This window comes from Ruegeria sp. HKCCD7628, from assembly GCF_057221005.1.
This window is the reverse complement of sequence record NZ_JBWVBA010000030.1, coordinates 1-6,645: the sequence shown is the minus strand read 5'-3', so window position 1 is coordinate 6,645 and position 6,645 is coordinate 1. Positions and strand designations below refer to the sequence as shown.

Annotated in this window: 4 protein-coding genes; 3 read left to right on the top strand and 1 reads right to left on the bottom strand. The window is 53.1% G+C overall.

Going from position 1 to position 6,645, the window contains the following annotated elements; genetic code table 11:
- On the bottom strand, window positions 1-2,353 hold a 2,353-nt coding region (locus tag AC2TAD_RS22170), incomplete at its 3' end, for a DUF5801 repeats-in-toxin domain-containing protein (RefSeq protein WP_480870705.1).
- Window positions 2,354-2,888: 535 nt separating this feature from the next.
- Here AC2TAD_RS22170 and AC2TAD_RS22165 point away from each other — a divergent pair.
- From AC2TAD_RS22165 to AC2TAD_RS22155, 3 genes are all read left to right on the top strand, one after another.
- The gene (locus AC2TAD_RS22165; protein WP_480870703.1) at window positions 2,889-5,114 is read left to right on the top strand and encodes an Ig-like domain-containing protein; all 2,226 of its coding nucleotides are present in this window, start codon (window positions 2,889-2,891) and stop codon (window positions 5,112-5,114) included.
- 193 nt (window positions 5,115-5,307) lie between these two features.
- Complete coding sequence (locus tag AC2TAD_RS22160; RefSeq protein WP_480870700.1) at window positions 5,308-5,817, top strand: hypothetical protein; 510 nt, start codon at window positions 5,308-5,310, stop codon at window positions 5,815-5,817.
- A 101-nt stretch (window positions 5,818-5,918) separates the two neighbouring features.
- A complete protein-coding gene (locus AC2TAD_RS22155) occupies window positions 5,919-6,278 on the top strand; it encodes an ABC transporter transmembrane domain-containing protein (protein ID WP_480870707.1) in 360 nt (119 codons plus the stop codon).
- The last annotated feature ends 367 nt before the right edge of the window (window positions 6,279-6,645 follow it).

Below are 6,645 nucleotides of genomic sequence, written 5' to 3'. Positions count from 1 at the left end.
GCAGGGCTTGGCCTGCCAACTCCATTGCGAAGGCCGGCCCGTCATCGGTGAACGATATGGCAGGCGCAATGTTGACGGCATCGCTGGCTTGGTCTGGTGGTGTCTCAGTATCGCTAAGAGTACCGATCAGGTTGATGTAGTCCCCGGCACCAAGACCCAGCCCGACAGTGTCGCCGTTATATGGCGCTTCAGTGTCAGCCGAACTGTGCTCGACCGCCCGTTCCTGGGTCAGCGTCACGGCGCCGGTGCTGCTGTTGACCGAGACCGAGAACACGACGTCGCCGGTTGCGGCGTTAGAGGCATCCGTACCTTCACGACCGACGATGTCGCCGAGTTCGTCAAACAGGTACACGGCGTTGCCGGTGGCGGTGTCCTTCAAAGTTGTTGTAACTGAGGCAGCGCTCAATGCCAACGAGTAGACAAGGCCACCATTGCCGTCGGCACCCGGTGAATTGGTTTCGACCGTAAACAATTCGTCGACGCCCTTGGTGTCGGTGTCCGGACCGCCTGCCAGATCTGCGTCGTCTGTCTGCAATCCACCTGTACCAAGCTCAATGTCAAAGAGGGGTGCGTCGTCCTCAATGAGGCCGCGGACATCATTCGCTGAGAAATTCTGCTTGTCACCATCCTCGTCAAAGGCTTCGAAGAGTTCCCCAAGGCCAATCCCAAGGATGTCGTCGTCGGGGTTGCCCGTCGTTACCGCGCCGTGCTCGACAGCGGCGAGCAGTTCCAGCCGGATATCTCCGTCGGTATTCACGAGAATCCGGAGATGATCGGTGCTGCTGATCGACAGGATGACTTCGTCGTTATAGGTCGTGCCGCCCACGTCGACGTTAACACCTTTATTCACCTCAACGTCAAACGTTTGACCGTCGTCACTGTTCAGCGTCGTTCCGTCTTTCGTCGAATCTGCGCCAAAACCCAGGCCCGGTGCGTCCTGGCCAGATTGGAATATGCCGCTCAGGTTGTCAGTTGCGACCAGCACGTCACCCGTGCCGTCAAGATTGCCGCCGGTCAAGGCGTCCTCATAAACTGTCAGATTGACATCCTGCGCGCCTTGGGAGGGACCATCATCGTAAAAATCGAGCTTGGATCCCGCCTCGGCCCGTTCGGAGGAAGTGCTTTCAAGGCTGAAGGCCTGAATACTGAACGCGACCTGATCGTCGCCGTCGTTTTTGATCGCTATCCGGTTGAAGGACGGGGCCACGATACTGATCCGGTCATTTTCAACCGCGCCGATTACGGTAAATGTGCCATCGCCATTATCGGTGACCATTGATGGGTCACCGGTGACGTCGACACCATTCACGAAGACTGCGGTAATATTCACCTGAACATCATCAGCATGCCCGGAAATGAAATCCGTTCCAGTCTCAAGACCTGGGCCCGCGCCTTCGGTATTCCACGCAGACAGATGGACCAAGGGGTTTGTGGTTGGGCCACCTCCAGTGACCTTCACAACATTGAACGCCGCACCGGTCGTCTGGAACACGTCCGTGAATAGAATGTTGTTCTGGTCACTGGCCTCGGTGGGGGTCAGCCCGGGTACGATATATTCGGTGTCAAACCCAGTGGTGAAATTGAAGTTCAAAATCTCTCCAGCGCCAATGTCCTGTGAGTTGGTACCAAGCGCGGTTTTATCTGAACCGTCGCCCAGATTGGCACCCTGGCCACTGTTCACTGAATCGCCGTTGGTCTCGCCTGAGGCCACAATCGTGACATTCCCCGAACTGAAGGCCATGAACTCGTTCTGGCCGGACGGAGCGCCCTCGAATGAGAAGTCGATGACCTGCTCGGCCGAGACAAAGACCTTGTTGGCTAAATCCACAACATCGTCGGGGTTGCTCCCATTCGGATGTTTTATCGGCTCGAACAAGGCGATCCAGAAATCGCCGCCGATGATATTGCCGCTGACCGGATCAGTGACTTCTTCCAGGTAAATCGCAAAGATGACTTCCTGGGTAACCGCATCAATTCCCAAAACGACATTGTCGTTCGCAGCCGACAAGAGATTGATGTTGTTTCCCGCAAGCGAGTCGAGGCCGGAATCAAACGCCCCATCGAATAAGAACCCGCTATCGTCAGTCAGACTCAGCCCAGTGATCGGGGGATCAGCGGTGATCTGTACATCATTGCCGCCGGTCCCGTCAGTGGGATCGCCCGCGATCTCAATCGCATCACCGACTGCCACGCTATAGCCTGTGACCGTTGCGCTATAGGCCGCCAACGCGGTGTTGAAAACCGACTCTACATCAGTCGGGAAAACGGCAGGGGTTCCAACAATGTCTTGCTGTTGGTCACCAAGGGATTCATCAATACCAGTAATGCCGTCAGTATTAATCGTAAGTGCCATAACACTTCCCCCAATGGTTTACACTGGAAGCAATGAAGACACCGAGATGCACCGCTCAAATTTTATGTCTCGGATAACTTCAGATTCCAGCAGTCAATCCAGACGCAATAATGTGCTCAGAAGGAGACGGCTTTGTTGGGGGGCAGATGATGAGCCAGATAAAGTCACAATAAGGCCGTGCACCGCTGAAACGGATTCGCACAGCTAAGGTTTCTATAATTTCGATTTTTTGACTTTAAGAGATGTGAACCACGACATTGGCACCCCCATGCCAGAAAACAGGTTCTCCTTCAAACTGTGGCAGCACGCTACCACAGTGTTCCAAATTTCTCAACGTTTTCAAAAGGTCAGGCGAGCGCGCCGAAAATGGTTCGCGTAAAGGTAGGTGCCACCAGGTGACTTTTTGCCTGCTTTCCGAGCGAAGTCTTGCCCAAAAAACGCCCAAATTTCGGCAGCTCTTGCGACCACCATTGTTCGACATTTATCAACAATCCAACCGCAAAATTTACAAAAGCGGGAAGTTTGAGGGCAAGAGATGGCTAAGGGCAAGGGCAGCGCCGGTCACGGCGGCAATACCGTGCTAAAAGGTGAGCGCGGAGACGATACCTATTTCGTTCATTCATCTGGAATTTCCATTAGCGAAAGAAAGAATGGCGGCATAGATACCGTTGTCTCGAGCGTGGACTATGCGCTTGATGATAATGTGGAAAACCTTTTCCTGGATGGCGTCGACGATCTCAATGGAACCGGCAATGAGCTTGACAATGTTCTCGAAGGCAACGACGGGGACAACATTTTTTCTGGCTTGGATGGCGATGACACGATCCTGGGGTTTGCTGGTGACGATATCTTGCAGGGCGGTGAGGGATTTGACCTGATCGACGGTGGCGAGGGGTATGACACCGTTCGCTTTGAAGGGAAGTTGGAAGACTACTCTTTCGAAATAGTGGGTGAAAGTATTTATGTCAGCTCTTCTTCTGGCGAGCGGGACCACCTGATAGATGTCGAGGTGCTGTCCTTTTCTGACATAGATTTATTGGTCGTAGACTTGGAAACGCCTGACGATTCTAACGCTGATTCGCCGCAAGCGCTTGACGACTATGGGACGGTGCAGAGGGATGGTGTGGTGATCCTGGCTGTTCTAACGAATGACCTTGGCGCGGGATTGCGAATAGCTTCTGTAACGGAAGGTGTGTCCGGTGCAGTAACAATCAACGAAGACGGGACCCTCACTTATGTTCCTTATGAAGGGGTCTCTGGCGCGGACACTTTCAGCTATACCGTTGTTGACGACCGAGGGCGCACCTCGACTGCGCAGGTGACAATGGAGATTGTTGACGACAACTCGGCCCCAGTCGCTGTCAACGATACTGTTATGGCCGTTGAGGGTGAAACTCTCGAGAGTTCGGCCAGTATTCTAGAAAATGACAGCGACGGCGATGGTGATACGCTGACCATTACGAAATACGATGCGGTCAGCGCCAACAATGGATCAGTCGTTGTGAACGCCGACGGGACGTTCAGCTATACTGCGGCCATGGGTTTCACCGGAGCTGACACTTTCAGCTATACAGTTGAAGACGGTCACGGAGGTAGTTCTTCCGCAGTTGTGACAATAGAAGTCGAGAGTGCCTCAGAGCCGGATGTCCCTTATTATGTTACAGGGCTGATTGCTGGAGACGAGTATCGGCTGAACCCCAACGATCCGGTCGGGACAAGCGTCACTGTAACTTATTCGTTCGCTACTGCGACACCAGATTACTACCACGACGGCCATTTTGCCTGGACGGACTTCGAAGCTTTCACGGCAGAAATGCAGGCGATTACGCGTAGCGCGCTTTCCAGTATTTCGGAGTTCGCGAACATTACGTTCGTCGAAGCCCCACTTGAAGAAGCCAGCATTGTATTCGGGATCGCGGATATCGGCGGGTCCGCCCGAGGGTTAGCCTATTACCCGAATGCCTATACCGTTGGCGCACCTGCCGGAGATGTCTGGATCGATTCATCATTGTCAGGACTTTCTTTTGAGCCTGGGACTGAGGAATATAAAACGCTGGTTCATGAAATCGGGCATGTATTGGGGCTTCAGCACCCAGAAAACCTGCCGCTTGATGAGTTGAATCGGCAATATACTGTGATGTCGGATTATGTGCATCCGTCCTTCGACGGCGAGGCAAGTTCGATGTTATTGTATGACGTCGCGGCTATCCAATATTTATATGGAGCCAACGAGACCACTAGAACAACCGACGACGTATATGACTTCGATGCGTTGTCCGAGACTGTTGAAATTATCTGGGATGCGGGTGGGCGTGATGCCATCGACCTCTCAGCTTCAACGCATGGCGTTGAAATCGATTTGCGCGAGGGTTCATTTAGTACCGTTAGCCAGTCAGGTAGCAACAACATTGCTATCGCTCACGGGACAGAGATCGAAGACGCTATTGGCTCTTCTTTCGATGATACGATAGTTGGCAATGATGGCGACAATTACATTTTCGGGGGCGGCGGAAATGATGTCTTGTTCGGCGGTGACGGAGATGACTATTTCGACTTCTACGGCTCCAACGGAAATGACCAGATTTCTGATTTCACGAACGGACAAGATGTACTTGCATTCAGCGGTCCAGAGACGTCGATCGACGACCTGACAGTCACGACGCAGGATTCTGGGGTTTTGGTAGAGTATTCCGGTGGCTCAATCCATCTTGATAATGTTCTGTACCTGACAAGTGACGATGTAGTCTTCGGGGTCGCCTAATCTGCAATTTTAGCACAGTAAGCGCCGTTGGCTCTGTCGGAATGAACAGGTTTGAGACGAGGGAGGGCTTTGGTTGGTAAAACTTCTGCGGAATAATCGGGATAATTGAGACCGATATTAGGAGGCTGCCAACTTCAGGGCAAAGCAGACAAGTTTGCAATGACACCCTCGCGACTCCTTTAGGGAAATTTCCTTGAGAACCCTACCTATTTTGTGCTGGGATGGAGCCGTTTTTAAAACCACTGTCGTTTACAGAATGTATTGGCGGGCATCTCTTGTGGTTTCGACTACCGGTGGCGACAAACCTAAGAAGATCCGACCGCATATTCGTCGGCTTGTCGCAACGGTCATCGTTTTCAGCATTTTCACCAACCTTTTGATGCTGACAGGGCCTCTCTTCATGCTTCAGGTCTATGACCGGGTGCTTGCCTCTCGGTCAGAGGAAACCCTGGTTGTTTTGTTCGGTCTTGTCGCGATTCTTTACCTGTTTTACGGGCTCATCGAGTTTGCCCGCGGACTCATCGCTGCGCGTGCCGGTGCCCGGTTTCAGACGGCTTTCGACGAGTCCGTTTTCCGAGCCGTACTTGAAGACACCGCCGTACATGGTGGACAACATAAGCAGACCGCCCCGCTCGACGCGCTGGCCTCAATTCGAACTTTCTTCACAGCTCCAGTTCTCTTGTCGCTACTTGATCTTCCATGAACCCGCATTTTTATCGGCTGCATTTTTATCTTCCATCCCTATCTGGGATGGATGGCCGGCGCAGGCGGCATGACTCTGATCGCTGTCGCTTTCATTAACCAATTCGTAACTTACAAAGGCTTACCGAGGCCAACGGGCTCTCACACCGGGCAGATCGCTTCGCGGCTCAAGCCGAAGAAGGGGGCGAACTCATCTGGGCACAGGGCATGTCGCAAGCAATGGTAAAGCGCTGGCAAGACATGCGAGCGGAAGGTGTTAAACGTACGATCGCTGCCACCGATTGGACGGGCCCTTTCACCGCCAGTAGCAAAGCATTCGGGCTCTTCCTTCAATCTGCAAATCTGGCGGTTGGCGCCTGGCTCGTTTTACAAAATGAAATCAGCGCAGGAGCCATGATTGCGGCCTCTATTCTGATGGGCCGTGCTCTCGCACCGGTCGAGCAGAGTCTTGGAAGCTGGTAAATCGTGCAGAATGCGCTATCTAGCGGGAAGCGCCTGAATACCTTTCTTGCCGACAACTGCGAGCGTGAGCCACCTCTTGAGTTATCGCAACCCGAGGCCAAACTCCCTGTCAATAATGTGTCTTTTGTTGTCCGCCGAGGCGATGAACCGATCCTGAAATACGTGATCATCCGGGGCCTGATCGAGCGTGTCTCGGTCCAACATAAACAGGATAGCGTGTAGACCGAACTGGAAGGGGCACTTTCAGCGATGATTGGGTTGGCCCAGAACGAACAAAGCCGCCCTGAGGCGGCTTGTTCGAGACTCTGTTGGCTAGAGATTGGTTGCGGGAGCAGGATTTGAACCTGCGACCTTCAGGTTATGAGCC